Origin of the sequence: Vibrio ostreicida (assembly GCF_013074385.2) — a bacterium.
GTDB classification, from domain to species: domain Bacteria; phylum Pseudomonadota; class Gammaproteobacteria; order Enterobacterales; family Vibrionaceae; genus Vibrio; species Vibrio ostreicida.
Genome location: NZ_JABEYA020000009.1, coordinates 61,082 through 77,738 on the forward strand (window position 1 = coordinate 61,082; position 16,657 = coordinate 77,738).

Genomic DNA, 16,657 nt, shown 5'->3' on the forward strand with positions numbered 1-16,657 from the left:
GCCCCCGGGACATTGGGGGCTGATTCGAGCGATTAAGGAACTCATATTTAATGAAGCCGATTTTTGGCCGAGGACCTTCACTTCAGTTGCGCCTATTTTTTGCGGTGATCATATCAGCCAGCCTAATGCTGGCTGATAGTCGTTTAGGTGCATTTGCTCAGGTACGTTATCTACTCAATAGTATGGTTGCCCCGATTCAGTATCTAGCGGATGTCCCTCGGACAATGTTTGACGGGGCGTACGAACGCTTTAACATTCGCAAAGACTTTATGGATAACAACCATCAGCTTAAGAGAGAAATTCTTCGTCTGAAGAATGATAGGTTGTTGCTTGACCAATACCGTGAAGAGAATCAGCGTTTGCGCAAGCTGCTTGGTTCGTCATTTGTGCGTGATGAACGTAAAGTTGTCACAGAAGTCATGGCGGTGGACACCTCCCCGTATCGCCAGCAAGTCGTCATTGATAAAGGGAAAATTGACGGTGTCTACGTGGGTCAGCCAGTGGCGAATGAAAAAGGGATTGTTGGGCAAGTCACCTTTGTTTCTGCCCATAACAGTCGGGTACTACTTCTGACCGATAGCCAGAGTGCGATTCCTGTACAAGTGATACGCAATGATATCCGTGTTATTGCGTCGGGTAATAGTAAAATTGACCGCATCAACCTAGAACATATCCCTATTAGCCTCGATATTGAGGAAGGGGATTTATTGGTGACATCAGGACTGGGTGGTGTTTATCCTGAAGGTTATCCCGTTGCACATGTTGTTGATGTAAGCCGTGATACCGCGAGAGAGTTTGCCGTCATTGAAGCCAAGCCTGTGGTTGATTTTGAACGATTGCGATATTTGTTGCTCGTCTGGCCAAATGACTCTCGTCAGGACAAAATCCAGCAGGCATTACCTGATGATCTAGAAGAGGAAAAGGGTAATGGCGAATAGCGTACTTAGAGGCAAGATGGTGATTGCCTTTTCATTCTTGGTGGCCCTAACCTTGCAAACCATCCCATGGCCTGGGGTTCTCGATGTCTTACGCCCATCATGGTTATTATTGGTGACCTGTTATTGGGTGTTAGCCTTACCACATCGCGTGAACGTCGGGACAGCGCTGATTTTGGGTTTATTGTGGGACTTGCTATTGGGTTCCACTCTCGGTATTCGTGGCATGATGATGTCGATTGTCATTTATGTTATTGGACTTAATTTCCTAGTATTAAGGAATATGGCCCTTTGGCAGCAGGCGTTGTTGATCGGTTTGTTGTCGATGTTTCTCGATGTGTTGATATTTGCGGGTGAATATCTGATACAGGATGTGACGTTCAATCTCTTGTCGCTCTGGAGTGGCCTGATCAACAGTATTTTGTGGCCATGGCTGTTTCTGCTAATGCGTCGTGTCAGACGACACTGGCATGTGAGGTGAGTGTGGAAAAACAGCTAGTTTTAGCATCAGGTTCTCCAAGGCGTAAACAGTTGTTATCACAATTGGGCTTGGGTTTTGGTGTGATTTGCACAGAAGTAGAGGAAATCCAGTTTGAGCATGAAAGTGCTTTGCAGTATGTCTCACGCTTATCACAAGACAAAGCGCAAGCAGGGTTAGAACGTGAGCCCGATAGCGTGGTAATAGGCTCAGATACCGTGGTGGTATGTGACGAAGCCGTGATGGAAAAACCAGTCAATCTGGCGCATTCAAAAGCGATGTTGCTTGCGCTCTCTGATCGGGAACATAAAGTACTGACGGCGGTGACCGTTGCCACGCAGCAACGACAAGAAACGATAGTGGTGAGTACGTCCGTATGGTTTAAAGCCCTCTCAGAAACGGAAATAGAACAATATTGGAACACGGGCGAGCCATGTGATAAAGCGGGTAGCTATGGTATCCAAGGTATTGGCGGTAAGTTCGTCACGCGTATTGAAGGTAGTTATCATGCTGTCGTGGGGCTCCCATTATTTGAAACAGACCAGCTCTTGCGCAAATTTCTATAATTTAAAATGTTGAGGTGCGCCTATGAGTGCTGAGTTGCTAATCAATGTGACGCCGAGTGAAACTCGTGTGGCCATGATTGAAGGGGGGACCCTACAGGAAATCCACGTTGAACGAGAAGCTAAGCGCGGAATCGTCGGTAACATATACAAAGGTAAAGTAAGCCGAGTTTTGCCGGGCATGCAGGCCGCGTTTGTTGACATTGGATTGGACAAAGCGGCTTTTCTACATGCCTCCGATATCGTGCCGCATACCGAATGTGTTGCGGAAAATGAGAAGCAACAGTTCCAGGTTAGGGACATCTCAGAATTGGTTCGTCAGGGGCAGGATATTGTTGTTCAGGTAGTTAAAGATCCTTTAGGAACAAAAGGTGCACGACTAACGACCGATATTACATTGCCCTCACGCTACCTCGTTTTTATGCCAGGATCGAGTCATGTGGGTGTTTCACAACGTATTGAGAGTGAACAAGAACGCCACCGATTAAAAAAAGTGGTGGGCCATTATTGTGATGAAGACGGTGGGTTTATTATAAGAACCGCGGCCGAAGGGGCATTGGATAAAGAGCTTTCTCAGGATGCTGCGTTTCTCAAACGCCTCTGGTCTAAGGTCAATGATCGGCGAAGTAAATACAAAACACGTTCGACCTTATACGGCGAGTTGGGTCTTTCTCAACGTATTTTACGCGACTTTGTTGGAACAGAACTCAATAAGATTTTGGTCGATTCTCGTCAGGAGTATGAAAACCTTAAAGAGTTTACCTCTGAGTATGTGCCGGAGCTGACCAGTAAGCTAGAGCTGTATGAAGGTGATAAACCGATTTTTGATATGTATGACACCGAGAATGAAATCCAGCGTTCTCTCGATCGCAAAGTTGAGCTCAAATCGGGTGGGTACCTGATTATTGACCAAACTGAAGCGATGACGACGGTGGATATCAATACTGGCGCGTTTGTTGGTCGCCGCAATCTAGAAGAAACTATTTTTAATACCAACGTTGAAGCGACTCAGGCCATAGCCCGTCAACTTCGACTACGTAATCTTGGTGGCATCATTATTATTGATTTCATCGATATGATTTCGGAAGAACATCGCCATCGCGTTCTCACCTCTTTAGAACTTGCTCTCGATAAAGATAGAGTCAAAACGAACATTAATGGTTTTACCCAACTTGGCTTAGTCGAAATGACGCGGAAACGGACACGAGAAAGTATTGAACATATTCTTTGTTCGACCTGTCCAACTTGTGAGGGACGAGGCAGCGTGAAAACGGTGGAGTCTGTATGTTACGAGATTTTGCGTGAAATTACTCGTGTGAACCGAGCTTATGATGCGGATAAATTCGTGGTTTATGCTTGTCCTTCGGTTGCTGGTGCCTTACAGGGGGAAGAATCCCATGCATTGGCTGAGCTAGAGATTTTCATTGGCAAGCAGGTAAAAATTCATGCTGAACCTCTTTATATTCAAGAACAATTTGATGTCGTTATGATGTAGGGCTGGATGTGAACTCACTTGCTTTACGGGCTTCTCGGTGTTTGCTTTGGGTTGTGGTGGTCGCGCTGGTCATATTGGCCTGTACCGTTACGACTCTAAGAATTGCCTTGCCAAAACTTAATCATTTTCAGAGTGAAATACAGAGTTGGGTCAACAAAGGCTCGGATCTGGATTTCGAAATAGCTCAAATCAGCGGATTTTGGCGCAATACGCACCCATCAATTTCATTGAAAAATGTCAAAGCAAATACGCCAGAAATCAGTGGTATCCATTTCTCAGCGCAAACGGTTGAAGTGGAATTTGATTTAATTCAATCGCTGATACAATGGGAACCCGTGGTTGCGGATTTAAATATTCACCAGCTTAAATTGGATATGAGTACCATTGCGTGGAGTCAGTCAGGACAAACGACGACCCTGCAACCGCAAGGCGCACAGAAGAGTGTTGTCGAACAACTTGATCAGCTACTTCTGCGTCAGCTAGACCGCTTCTCATTGCAGGACTCCAAAATACGGCTCCAAGGCGTCGATGGTGTCATACGAGAACTTGACATTGCTAAGCTGTTTTGGAAAAACCAAGGCAATCGGCATTTTGCTGATGGTGAAGTGAGCATCGCAGACAGTAATTTGAACTCCGCTAAAGTAAAGGCAAACTTTGTTGATCATGGTTCGCTTGCCCAAGTCAGTGGTGAGTTCTATTTAGCGGTGGACAACGTGCTCGTTACGCCATGGCTCACGCAATATCTCAAGCTAGAAACGGGAATAGAGAAAGGTCAGGTTAGCTTTAATAGCTGGGTGACTCTTGAACGCAATAAACCGATCAGCGCTTACGTTGAATTAGAGCCTTCGGAACTCATTTGGAAAGAGGGCCAACAACATGAACTGCAAATCGAGTCGGGCGTGCTCCAGCTTGAACCGAAAAACGAAGGTTGGCAAATTAATGCACACGCCATCACACTTCAAACCGATGGGGAGCTATGGCCAGAGCTGGATGCTGCATTCAATTGGCAGCCACAACAATGGCTTTTAAATGTTTCCCAATTAGACATTGAGTCGATTACGCCGCTTGCGAAACTGGCGCCTGACTCTAAACAGGTGTCAGACCTTCTGGATCAACTGTCTCCCGGTGGCCTTCTCGAAGATCTTCGTGTCACCATGAGCCCTGAAGAGGTAAATTCACTGCAATATTCAGCGTCCTTATCTAGCGGCACCATGAAGCAGTGGGAGTTACTTCCAGAGGTCCATCATCTTAAAGCCCGTATATCGGGCAACCCCAACCAGATCAAAGCGCACGTCACTCTGATTGATGATGTATTGCCTTATGGTGACGTGTTCCAAGCACCATTAAATATCCGTCAGGGTCAGGTCGATGTGATTTGGCAGAACCAACCCGATGGTTGGAGTTTGTGGGCTGATAAAGTCACCGTCGCCACCCCAGATTTACAGGTTCTGGGCGCTTTTCGTCTTGATGTTCCAGAAAAGAAAAGTCCATTACTTTCCTTCTATGCTGAAGCGGACTTATACAAGGCTGGTGAAGTCTGGCGCTATTTGCCTACCTTAGCGCTCGGTCGAGATTTGACCGATTATCTTTCTACAGCGATTCAGGCCGGTAAGGTCTCGACCGCTAAGTTACTCTGGTACGGCAGATTGGATGAGTTTCCGTACAAAGACAGTAACGGTATATTTCAAGCTTGGGTTGGGTTAGAAGATGCTCAATTTAGCTTCGAAACGGCATGGCCTGCGATCACGAATTTACAACTCGATCTATTGTTTCAAAATGACGCTATGTACCTAGACTCAAAAAGTGCGACATTAATGGATGTTCAGGCAAAGAGAATTACGGGGAGGATCCCCAGACTGGCAGAAGGTGGTCATATCGAGATTGAAGCCAGTGCTGTTGCTCAAGGTCATGCGGTGAGAAATTATATGACGGCTTCACCTTTAGTTGATTCTGTTGGAGCCGCTTTGACGGCTGTGCAAATTGATGGTCAAGTGACCTCCAAGTTTAATCTTAATGTCCCATTTAGCTCAGACGAAGACGTTCGCGCTTGGGGCTATGCGGACTTGGTTGAGAATACAGTACAAATTGACACCCCTTCCATGACACTCAACACCGTCTCCGGCAGGGTTAAATTTGATAACGATGTTGTTAACGCTGCTGGCTTATCGGCTAAGTTGCTTGATCAACCTGTAGCGATTGATTTCTCTGGTGAGAATGTCGGTCAGGGTTATTCGGTCAATGTTGATGTGATTGGTGACTGGGATGTGCAGCCGCTATCGTTATATGTCGGTAAACGTTGGATGGATCGCTTAGGCGGGCATGCGAGCTGGAACATGGATATTGATCTGCAATTAAATGATGTTGGGTTTACTTACCAAATAGACAGCAATGTAGATCTTAAAATGGTTAGCAGTGCCTATCCATACCCACTTAATAAGACAATGCAGCAATCGGGTAAGGCACGGATGCAGGCATCAGGTAACCAAGAAAGTATTACGGCACGCCTCCAGTTACCGGGATTCAAATATCAAACGGAGATTGATATTCGGCCGGAAATTCCTGAACTTAAAGCCACAAATATGGTATTGGGGAATGGCAGCTTTAAGATCAGCCCTATCGTCGGCCATCAAGCTCATATTCGCACGGACAAACTGAATCTTGATGAATGGATAGCCCTGCTTACTCAGCCCTCACAACAAGACGAATCGGTGCTACAAACCATGGATACACCACAGTGGCCAATGCCGGAACGTGTTGATTTGGTCGTCGAAGAATTGACGTTGGCTGACATTGCATGGAACGACGTTGATTTCTCCGCTAAACGTAAAGACTTAGGCTGGCTCATGAACTTGGAAAGCCAGGAAGTGGTCGGCGAAGCGAGCTATTTGGAGCCTTATGATTTATCGGTGGCACTGGAGCGGCTGCACGTTTATGTTCCCGCACTAGAGAATGAATACAAAGACAAGACACTGTTTGATGCTGATCAGGATCACACCGAAGTCATTAGTGATTTTGAACGCACCTTCCATAAGATCGTGCCTAATATCACATTGACTATCGATGATTTTTGGCTTCAAGGTTATAAAGTAGGAAAGACACACCTCGACTTACAACGAAAAGGCAATAGACTCGACTGGACTAAACTTTCTTTTCAAAGTGGTTCAAATAAGGTAGATATGAATGGCTCTTGGTTGTTGGATGATAAGCAAAGCCACACTAACTTTAAGGTAGTGATGTCCGGTGAGAACAACAGTGATGTTATGGAGCGTTTTGGTATTACTTCCGGTATTCAACAAGCACCATTTGAGTTGGATGCTAACGTTGAGTGGGACGGTGGGCCTTGGTCGATGAGAGTGAATACCTTGCAAGGTCAGGTATCGACTAAGCTAGGAAAAGGGCAGATTTCTGACGTTAGCGGAGCGGCACGTTTACTCGGTCTATTCAGCCTCGACTCGATTATACGAAAAATGCAGCTCGATTTCAGTGATGTGTTTGACAAAGGGATGGCCTTTAACTCGATTACGGGCAGTGGGGAAATTAAAAATGGTATTTTTCTCACCAACGATATCAAAATGGATGCGATTGCAGGCGACATGACAATCAAAGGTTTAGCCAACCTTAACTCCCGTTTGGTTGATGCTGAAGTCAATTTTGTTCCCGATATTACGTCTGGAATCCCAGTACTGACAGCGTTTGCTGTGACACCTCAAACCGCACTTTATGTGTTAGCTATTACTACCGTCATTTCTCCGGTTGTCGAAGTGTTTACTCAGGTTAACTATGAAGTAAAAGGGCCACTTGATGCGCCTGTCGTTAAAGAACTATCTCGTAGTCGGGGCGAATTTCAATTGCCTGAAACCCTACGCGGTAAACTTCACTAAAGAGGGCAAGCTCATGAAACGAGTGGGTTTAATCCAGATGACCTCAGGGCCAGAACCGCACAGAAATCTGGCCTATCTCGAACAACAAGTTAACTTGTTGGCTCAAGAGGGCGTAAAGCTTGTGGTTACTCCGGAAAACTGTGTGGTCTTTGGCCAAAAAGCGGACTACCACCAGTATGCAGAACCGCTCGGTACGGGGCCAATTCAGCATCATCTAGCGCAGATAGCGAGTGATTCAGGTGTTTTTTTGGCCGTAGGCAGTATGCCGATTCGGCGCGACAAGGCAGTGAGCACGACATCTCTCCTGATTGACCCTTGTGGCGAATTACTGGCGTGTTATGACAAACTGCATATGTTTGATGTTGATGTCGCTGATAATCACCAGCGCTATCGTGAGTCAGAAGTCTTTCAACCGGGTCAAAAAATTGTAACCGTCGATACCCCTGTCGCTCACCTTGGTATGACAATCTGTTATGATGTTCGATTCCCTCAACTCTATAATGAACTGGCCCAGCTTGGAGCGAATGTCATTTTGGTGCCTGCTGCCTTTACCAAGGTAACGGGACAAGCGCATTGGGAACCATTATTGAGAGCGAGAGCTATTGAAACACAAAGCTGGGTTATTGCGGTTAATCAAACTGGCACACACCAATGTGGCCGAGAGACGTGGGGACACTCTATGGTCGTTTCCCCATGGGGTGAGATTATCGCGAGTTTGAACTCACAACCTCAGAACTTGGTGGTCGATATCGACCCTGAAAGAGTAAAACAATTGAGGAAGGCAATGCCTGTTCTCAACCACAACCGGTTCACCAACCAACTACATGTTTAAGAGTGAAGTTATGACAATAAATCAAGTAGAAGAGACATTGCTAAACTCATCAGGTCTCACAGAGCAGGACATTGCACAGACTTTGTCGAGTATTGCCACACGTCAGATAGACTATGCAGATATTTATTTTCAGTCGAGCTGGCATGAGTCTCTCGTTCTTGAAGACAGCATCATCAAAGATGGGTCATTCAATATTGACTGTGGTTTGGGTGTAAGAGCGGTGGCGGGAGAAAAAACCGGTTTTGCTTATTCAGATCAAATTCAGCTCGAAGGTCTTAAGCAAAGTGCTTTAGCGGCCAGAGGGATAGCTCAACAAGGAAAAAGCGCTCAAGTTCAGGCCTTTAGACGAAGTGGTAATCAGAGTAATTATGCCCCTGTCAATCCGCTTGAAAGCTGGGAAAAAGAGCAAAAAACCCAGTTGCTTAAGGAATTGGATGTCTATATCCGAACGAAGGAACCACTCATTAAAGAGGTGTCGGTGAGTTTGAGCGGGGTTCATGAACAAATTTTGGTTGCGGCAACCGATGGGACTTATGCGGGAGACATTCGACCTCTGGTGCGGCTGTCTATTAGCGTCCTAGCCCAGCGTGGTGAGCGCAGAGAAAGAGGCAGTGCTGGTGGCGGTGGTCGATTTGGGTATGATGTCTTGCTATCAGAGCAGCAAGGTATTAAAGCGGCTTACCAGTTTGCCGATGAGGCAATTCGTATGGCTCTCGTCAACCTAGAAGCGGATGCGGCGCCCGCAGGTGCTATGCCTGTTGTGCTTGGCTCAGGTTGGCCAGGAGTCCTACTGCATGAAGCTGTAGGTCACGGCCTTGAAGGCGACTTTAACCGCAAAGAGTCATCGGTTTTTAGCGGTAAAGTGGGTGAAAAAGTGACCTCCGAATTGTGTACTATTGTCGATGATGGCACTCTAAAAGACCTAAGAGGTTCACTGAACATCGATGATGAAGGCGTTCCGGGGCAATACAACACTTTGATTGAAAACGGTGTCTTGAAAGGCTATATGCAAGATAAACTCAATGCAGGTTTGATGGGGGTCGCGCCAACGGGCAACGGTCGCCGAGAATCCTATGCGCATCTGCCTATGCCTCGTATGACCAATACTTATATGCTTCCTGGACAGCATTCACCAGAAGCGATCATTTCATCAGTTAAAAAAGGGCTATACGCCCCCAATTTTGGTGGGGGTCAAGTCGATATTACTTCTGGTAAATTTGTTTTTTCTGCTTCTGAAGCCTATCTGATCGAAAATGGAAAAATCACGCGTCCTGTCAAAGGTGCAACACTGATTGGCTCTGGTATTGAAGCAATGCAGCAAGTGTCTATGGTGGGGAACGATTTGAGCCTTGACCGCGGGGTTGGCGTATGTGGTAAAGCGGGTCAAAGTGTGCCCGTTGGCGTCGGCCAACCAACGTTAAAACTGGATTCATTGACCGTTGGTGGAACAGAGTAAAAACGAGTGGCTTTGAGCGCCACAGCGTTGATTAAAATACGGGTTGGCATTTGATGCCAACCCAATTATCACTAAATATCATCTCTCTCAATTGGGCAGCTCATACAGCGAGCCCCGCCGCGTCCGCGTCCGAGTTCATTACCTGGAATAGTGAGGACTTCGATACCCGCTTTATCGTATTTTTCGTTTGTGTATACGTTCCGTTCATAACCAATAACCACTCCCGGTTTTACAGTCAAAACGTTGTTGGCATCGTTCCATTGTTCCCGTTCAGCTTCATAATTATCGCCTCCCGTGGTAATGATTTTAAGTTGATCAACGTGTAACGCGCGTTCAATCGCTTGCGTGTAACTTGGTACTTGTTCAACCTTCATTTCACCATCCCCTTTTGGGGTTAGGCTCCAAGTATCCAGATCTTTGCGCATAATTTCTGGATAGACTGAAAAAGTGTCAATATCCATATGTGTCATTACGGTATCAAGGTGCATACAGGAGCGATGCTTGGGTAAATCAATGGCAATCACTTCTTTTGCTTGTCCGTGTTTAAATAAGTTGGCCGCTAGATTTTCTACACCTTGTGCTGTGGTGCGCTCTGACATACCAACTAAAACCGCGCCTTTACCAATGATTAAGACGTCACCGCCTTCGATATTCGCGTTATCGTAATGAAGATCCTCGTCTCCAAAATATTTAATAAAATCTTGGCCTGCAAAGACAGGGTGCCAACGATAAATGGCTCTCAAGTGATTGGTTTCTCGTTGACGAGCGGGTTTCATCATCGGGTTCAGAGAAACGCCACCATACGCCCAACATGAAGTATCGCGAGTAAATAAGTGGTTAGGGAGAGGCTCGATGACAAAATCTAACGGGCGGTGCATTTTCGGAAGCATCGACGAAGATTGAATGGGCAATTCGGAGTAAGCGAGCCCACCCAGAAGGATGGTTGCTAAATGTTCGTTGTCCATATCAGACAGATAGTGCCGAAGATCCCGAGCAAAGGTCGGCCCGTAGCGAAAGTCAGAGATTTGCGTGTCTAATAGCCATTCTTTCGCATCTTTGATAGCAAGAGTTTCAACCAAGAGATCGTGTAAGAGCAGAACTTCAACACCTTGGTTTTTAAGTGTTTTGGCAAACTGATCATGCTCTTCACCGGCCGCTTCGACAGCCAGAACATCATCAAACAGTAGCTCATGGCAGTTTGAAGGGGTCAGATGGGTTAACGCTCTTTCTGGACGGGCTAATAAGACACGTCTTAACTGCCCCACTTCTGAGCCGACATACAACTTACTCATTTTGCATCCTTACAATGATAGTAAGCGTCTATTTATGACAAGGTTCAGAGTAATATGCAAGTCGTAATTATGGGGTCAAAAACTGGTTTTTCTTTATTTTTTGGGCTTTTATTTTATTTAAAATTTGTTTTTTATTATTTTAAACTGATTTGTATAGAGTGCTTGAGGCTGGTATTAATGCGTCTCTATTCGTCCAATCAGCTTAAGGTAGATGACAGAAAGAAATTGAATTCAGCATAGCTATGCACCCCCAATCGACATCTGGTGGGCAAGACATATTTCTATTCATTTGTCAGTTTCTAGATATATGCAGAGAAGAAAAATAAAAACGCAGTCTAAGGTAGGATAACATCACTAAAGGAACGGCAGATAATTCTGAATCATATGGATGATAAAAAAATGTTAATTTTATCGCTTTTAGAGTGTGAAGTTTCTGGAAGTCGATTGAACAGCGCAATAAAGGTCGGAATCTGATCAGATTGTGGCTAGCAATTTATCTGGAACCATGCGATATTTCGTCGCGGTTAATCACGTTCATTTATGTTACTACCTGGAGCCGACTTATGTCTCATCAAGAAGAATATTTATCAGTTGAAGAGTTAATCGAAATTCAAAAAGAAGAGACTCGCGATATTATTCAGGCTTTGCTTGAGGATGGTAGTGATCCAGATTCACTGTATGAGATTGAGCACCATTTGTTTGCTGAAGATTTTGCGACGCTGGAGAAAGCGGTTGTGGAAGCGTTTAAAATGGGTTTCGAAGTGCTAGAAGCCGAAGAAACCGAAGATGAAGACGGCAAAAAGTTGCTTTGTTGTGATGCGACAATGGAGTCTGCTTTAGATGCATCAGCCATTGATGCACAGGTGGAGAAGCTGATTCATCTCGCTGAGAAGTATGATGTCATCTATGATGGATGGGGGACGTATTATGAAGGCGAAGACGCACTCTATACAGAAGAAGAAAACGATGATGAGTAAAATACATCGCTTGATATAAACAACAGCCGAAAGGCTGTTTTTTATTGTCGCGGTGTGGCCGTTGGGACAACACTTCTCATTCGTGCGACTTTATGTAAGGAAATATGAAGTTATCACTGGCAGGACTCTGGCAAATCTCTCCACTAACGGATCTTTCTGTTCCTCAGAATGATGTTACTTTCCCTGGATCATTAAGTGCGGGGTTACCCGAGGCGCTTTCCGAACAATAGATTGCCGCTCAAGAATGGCATCTACTGCATGAAATCAATGTGGATCATTGCCTGTTGGCGGCTCCAGCGATAGGTTTAATCTTGGTGGGTATGGCTCATTACGCCGAAATAAGGCTCAACGGTTTTGCTTTATTTGATTGTGATGGGACAAACAGTGGCGACCAGAAGGATATTCGACCCTTTTTGCAACTCGGCCGCAATCGATTTGAAATTCTCTTCATTCACGAATCAGAAGCGCTACTTTAGCAAGAAATCTCGTCGGAGAAGTGTCAACTTTATCGGCGAATTCAAGCAAAATCGGCTCTGAAAATGGGGATCTGGGAAGTGCCTTGCCTTCAGATCATTCGCCATGTCCGTCTTCAATCGGTGTCGATAAAAAAATCAGCCACTGTGCTGGTGGCTGTGCGCTTCGTGTCACGGTTTTCTATCAAACCTATGCTTCAGGATTAATTTCCGCATCGGTCACATTGAATGGCATGACTTATTGTTTACCACTTGATGTAAGAAATGACCACGTCAACGTTTTATTTCCAGTCGAAGAGCTGACTTACCCTGAGTCGATTAACTCGCATCAGCCTGATTTTTAACAACTTGAAGTGAGGCTGGACGGTCAGGTTCGAACCTACGACGTCAGCTTGTGTACTGATCTTTGAACCACATATTGTCTGGATTACACTTTAGCGAAAAGGCACGCTCCTTGTTGTTTCATCTGCCAAATACGTTCATGGACGTAGTAAGCAACGGTGTTAATACTGGGTTCGATAGCAGCCATGATTCCACCTACCCACCAACTCCCGGTGAGAACGTATGCCACCCCGAATGCAACACTATAGTGAACGACAGCAAAGCTTGTTGTTTTGACCGCCGCTGAACGTGCTAATTTGCGCAATTGTGGGAGGTGAAGCCAAACACGCTCATGAAAATAGAAGGCAACGGTATTCACCATAGGTTCAATCATTGCAATTAGGCCGCCAATAAGAATATCACCAGTCAGTAAGTATGCGACGGTGAAGGCGATTGAGAAATGAATCGCGGCAAAAGTCAGAGTTTTCTTCATAGCATCGTCTCGGTTTATTGTGTGCTAAGACCATTATTGACGACGAATGGAGTAAGTTAAAGACAATTGAATCTATACTTTCGATTGATAAAAACTATCAATAAGGCGCACATTTCATGCGCCGAACCGTGTTTATAGGGGCTCAGTTGTTTGGTTTTACGACCAAAACATTAACAGGGGAATTCTGAACCACTTTACTGGCGACTGAGCCAAGTATTACTTTGTCCAATTTCGAACGTTTGTGGCTGGGCATGACAATAAGATCGGCATGTACCTTCTTCGCATAGTCGAGAATGGTGGCATAGGCTTTCCCTTCCGCAACGTGAACCTGATGAGACACCGCTTCTGGGATGTGCTTTATGGCAAAATCCTTCAACTGCTGTTCGACATCACGTTTCATTTGTGCGGCTGCATCTTTCGGGAAGTAGCTCGCAACCATGGACATGTGGATACCAGGCAAAACGTTAAGTAGGTGTATCTGTGCATCTGAGTGTTTTGCATGCCATACTGCCAGCGCCAATGCTTTGTCAGAAAAGCCCTGATCGTTGAGATCGACAGGAACAAGAATTTGTTTATACATCAATGACTCTCTTCAAATTGAATCGGTGTGATCGCTATAATAAAGGGCAGAGATCAGAGAAGAATCTGATCAATGCCGAATACTATAAGGATAGCCCCATTCTTTGATACTCCATGGGGCCTCATTTTATCAGGCACTTAACTCATCATTACGAGCTCGTCTTCTCTGGTTCAGCCCAATAGCAAAAAGAAGCAGCAGTGCAGGGACAAATACCCATTCTTTCATCGGCCTATCAGCATCGACCACCACTGAACTGATTTCCCAGTCAAAGTCAACGCCAGCGGCTTCAGCAGGACTGCCAAATTCGACCATATCAACGACCATACGCCCATCGATATTTTTAAGCATGAGACCCATTGAAGCGATGCGTGCATCGGCAGAGACTGCTTGCTCCTCAAAAGGCAGTCGAACGGTTTTGGAGATCAGATCACCTTCAAAATTTTCACCTGAAATCTTCAGTTCAATATCTTGTCCAACGGGAAGCGCCGCTGCAATTTCGGAAATATCGGTCCCCGGATAGAAAACCTTTGCAGAGTAAATTTGATCCCACCAGAAACCCGGTCTAAAGAAGGTAAAAGTTAAAATTAGCAGAAGAACTGTTTCCCACCACTTGTTTTTGGTTAACCACCACCCTTGTGTGGCTGCTGAGAATATCAACATGGCAATAACGGAAGATAGGATCGTCAGTGCCAAGTGCCACCAAGTATCAATACCCATGAGCAATAACTGAGTATTGAAAATGAACATAAAGGGTAAGATGGCTGTTCGAATATCGTAAGTGAAGCCTTGGATACCAGTGCGTATCGGATCGGATTTGGCAATGGCGGCAGCGGCAAAGGCGGCGAGGCCGACGGGAGGTGTATCATCAGCCAGAATTCCGAAATAGAACACAAACAGGTGAACGGCAATCAATGGGATAATCAATCCACTCTGAGCACCAAGCGTGACAATCACTGGCGCCATTAGAGTTGAAACAACAATATAGTTGGCGGTTGTTGGCAGGCCCATTCCCAGAATCAAACTAATGACCGCGGTAAACAACAACATTAAAATGATGTTGCCACCCGAAATGAATTCAACGAAATCAGTCATCACGAGACCGATACCCGTCAGGGTAACCACGCCAACGACGGTTCCCGCGGCTGCGGTTGCTACACCGATGCCAATCATATTTCGCGCGCCGGATACGAGGCTTTCCGCAAGATCAACAAAGCCTTCTTTGGTCTGATCATAAATGGAACCTTGTCTGGACAGAAGCACCATTAATGGACGTTGAGTAATTAAAATGAAGATCATAAAGACGGTGGCCCAAAATGCCGATAGGCCAGGGGAGAACCGCTCAACCGTTAAACACCAGACGAGAACAACGATGGGCAGTAAAAAATGCAATCCAGACTTGATGGTTGGGCCTGGGTCTGGCACTTCTGTCAACTCTGCATCGATCTCAATCGCACCTTCGCCTGCGTATTTGGCGGAGATATTGACCAACGCGACATAAGCAACCAGCAGTGCTATCGTTACGATCGGTGTTGCGGCGTCACCAAACACGTCTTTAGTCCAACCTACACCGTAATAGACCAGTGCACTGATCACACAAAGGCCTAGGATTGTACCTGTAAAGGAAAGTAGACTTTGAACTACCGTTGGTGTGTGGCGACGAGGAAGGCCCGTCATACCGGCTTTACACGCTTCTAGGTGAACAATGTAGATGAGAGCAATATACGAAATTAGAGCAGGTAAAATCGCCGCTTTGATTACTTCGACGTAAGAGATGCCTACGTACTCAACCATCAAAAAGGCAGCCGCGCCCATGATAGGTGGTGTTAATTGTCCATTGGTTGAGGCAGCGACCTCGACGGCGCCTGCCTTGGTGCCAGGGAATCCAACCCGCTTCATCAAAGGAATGGTAAAGGTTCCGGTGGTGACAACGTTTGCAATAGAAGAGCCTGAAACGAGACCAGACAGCCCTGAGGCTACGACAGCGGCTTTTGCAGGGCCGCCTTTCATGTGGCCCAGTAACGAAAAAGCGACTTTAATGAAGTACGCGCCTGCCCCCGCTCTTTCTAACATTGCCCCAAAAAGAACAAACAAAAATACGAATGAGGTGGAAACACCCAGAGCGACACCAAATACCCCTTCCGTAGTAAGCCAAAGATGCGACATTGCTTTGTTTAAGCTAGCGCCTTTGTGGGCAATCACATCGGGCATGTATGGACCGCCAAAGGTGTACAGGAGAAAAACAGCTGCGACGACCATAAGAGGAGGGCCTAAAGCACGACGTGTGGCTTCAAGCAGTAGGATCATACCCGTTACGGCAACAACAATATCTGCTGTGGTCGGAGCGCCTGAACGATCAGCGAGCTCGGTATAAAACAAATAAATATAGGCGGCAGAAAAGCTACCTGCGAGCGCCAATAACCAATCCAATGCGGGTATCGAGTTACGGGGCGAACTTTTCAGAGCAGGGTAAGCAGTAAATGCGAGAAAAATGGCGAACATTAAGTGTATAGAACGAGCCTCAGTATCGTTGAGCACGCCAAAGTTGAAAATGAACGGCAAGGGTGATGCGTACCAAAGTTGGAATAGTGACCAACAAAGTGGCACAAACCATAACAATCTGCCTGCGAGTCCAGAAGGGGAGCGAGCTCCAGTGTCGGCTTGAGCTACCATTTCTTGCACATCTTGAGACGGAGTGCTTGTCTTCGACATGTTCTTAATCCTTATTATAAACGGCCTGTATTTTTATCGTTATCAGCACCTATTTTGTCTCTTTTCTATTTTAAAAAGATTAAATATTGCTCAGAGTTATAAATTTATAAGAGGTAAAACGAAGAAGAGTTTCAAATGCGCTGAAACTCAAGAATATTATTATTTTATTTTT

General features: G+C 45.7%; 12 protein-coding genes and 1 pseudogene. 9 read left to right on the forward strand and 4 right to left on the reverse strand.

From position 1 onward, the window contains the following. Window positions 1-50: 50 nt before the first annotated feature. The 7 genes from mreC to tldD are packed head-to-tail and all read left to right on the forward strand — an operon-like array spanning window position 51 to window position 9,640. Window positions 51-938 (forward strand): rod shape-determining protein MreC, encoded by an 888-nt coding sequence (gene mreC, locus HLM86_RS13420; RefSeq protein ID WP_076589472.1) that lies wholly within the window; start codon window positions 51-53, stop codon window positions 936-938. Beyond that, on the forward strand, window positions 928-1,416 hold the full coding sequence (gene mreD / locus HLM86_RS13425) for a rod shape-determining protein MreD (protein ID WP_076589473.1): 489 nt from the start codon (window positions 928-930) through the stop codon (window positions 1,414-1,416). The genes mreC and mreD overlap by 11 nt, the downstream gene beginning before the upstream one ends. 2 nt (window positions 1,417-1,418) lie before the next feature. Further along, on the forward strand, window positions 1,419-1,979 hold the full coding sequence (locus tag HLM86_RS13430; protein WP_290312409.1) for a Maf family protein: 561 nt from the start codon (window positions 1,419-1,421) through the stop codon (window positions 1,977-1,979). A gap of 22 nt (window positions 1,980-2,001) precedes the next feature. Then, the gene (rng, locus tag HLM86_RS13435; RefSeq protein ID WP_170883133.1) at window positions 2,002-3,471 is read left to right on the forward strand and encodes a ribonuclease G; all 1,470 of its coding nucleotides are present in this window, start codon (window positions 2,002-2,004) and stop codon (window positions 3,469-3,471) included. Window positions 3,472-3,479: 8 nt separating this feature from the next. Beyond that, a complete protein-coding gene (locus tag HLM86_RS13440; protein ID WP_170883135.1) occupies window positions 3,480-7,352 on the forward strand; it encodes a YhdP family protein in 3,873 nt (1,290 codons plus the stop codon). 13 nt (window positions 7,353-7,365) lie between these two features. Continuing rightward, a complete protein-coding gene (locus HLM86_RS13445) occupies window positions 7,366-8,184 on the forward strand; it encodes a carbon-nitrogen hydrolase family protein (RefSeq protein WP_076589477.1) in 819 nt (272 codons plus the stop codon). 10 nt (window positions 8,185-8,194) lie between these two features. Next, the gene (gene tldD / locus HLM86_RS13450; RefSeq protein ID WP_170883136.1) at window positions 8,195-9,640 is read left to right on the forward strand and encodes a metalloprotease TldD; all 1,446 of its coding nucleotides are present in this window, start codon (window positions 8,195-8,197) and stop codon (window positions 9,638-9,640) included. A 71-nt stretch (window positions 9,641-9,711) separates the two neighbouring features. Here the strand turns inward: tldD and arcA are convergent, their stop codons facing one another. Continuing rightward, the gene (gene arcA / locus HLM86_RS13455) at window positions 9,712-10,932 is read right to left on the reverse strand and encodes an arginine deiminase (protein WP_170883138.1); all 1,221 of its coding nucleotides are present in this window, start codon (window positions 10,930-10,932) and stop codon (window positions 9,712-9,714) included. 563 nt (window positions 10,933-11,495) lie between these two features. Between arcA and rraB the strand changes: the two genes are divergently transcribed. After that, the gene (rraB, locus tag HLM86_RS13460; protein WP_076589480.1) at window positions 11,496-11,909 is read left to right on the forward strand and encodes a ribonuclease E inhibitor RraB; all 414 of its coding nucleotides are present in this window, start codon (window positions 11,496-11,498) and stop codon (window positions 11,907-11,909) included. A gap of 104 nt (window positions 11,910-12,013) precedes the next feature. Further along, window positions 12,014-12,792 (forward strand): annotated as a pseudogene (locus HLM86_RS13465) (glycosyl hydrolase 2 galactose-binding domain-containing protein). Window positions 12,793-12,809: 17 nt separating this feature from the next. Here HLM86_RS13465 and HLM86_RS13470 read toward each other — a convergent pair. From HLM86_RS13470 to HLM86_RS13480, 3 genes are all read right to left on the reverse strand, one after another. Beyond that, the gene (locus tag HLM86_RS13470) at window positions 12,810-13,196 is read right to left on the reverse strand and encodes a DUF2061 domain-containing protein (RefSeq protein ID WP_170883140.1); all 387 of its coding nucleotides are present in this window, start codon (window positions 13,194-13,196) and stop codon (window positions 12,810-12,812) included. 142 nt (window positions 13,197-13,338) lie between these two features. Then, the gene (locus HLM86_RS13475; RefSeq protein WP_076589482.1) at window positions 13,339-13,776 is read right to left on the reverse strand and encodes a universal stress protein; all 438 of its coding nucleotides are present in this window, start codon (window positions 13,774-13,776) and stop codon (window positions 13,339-13,341) included. A gap of 129 nt (window positions 13,777-13,905) precedes the next feature. Then, entirely contained in the window at window positions 13,906-16,485 is a 2,580-nt protein-coding gene (locus HLM86_RS13480) for a TRAP transporter permease (RefSeq protein WP_170883142.1), read from the reverse strand. Window positions 16,486-16,657 lie beyond the last annotated feature (172 nt).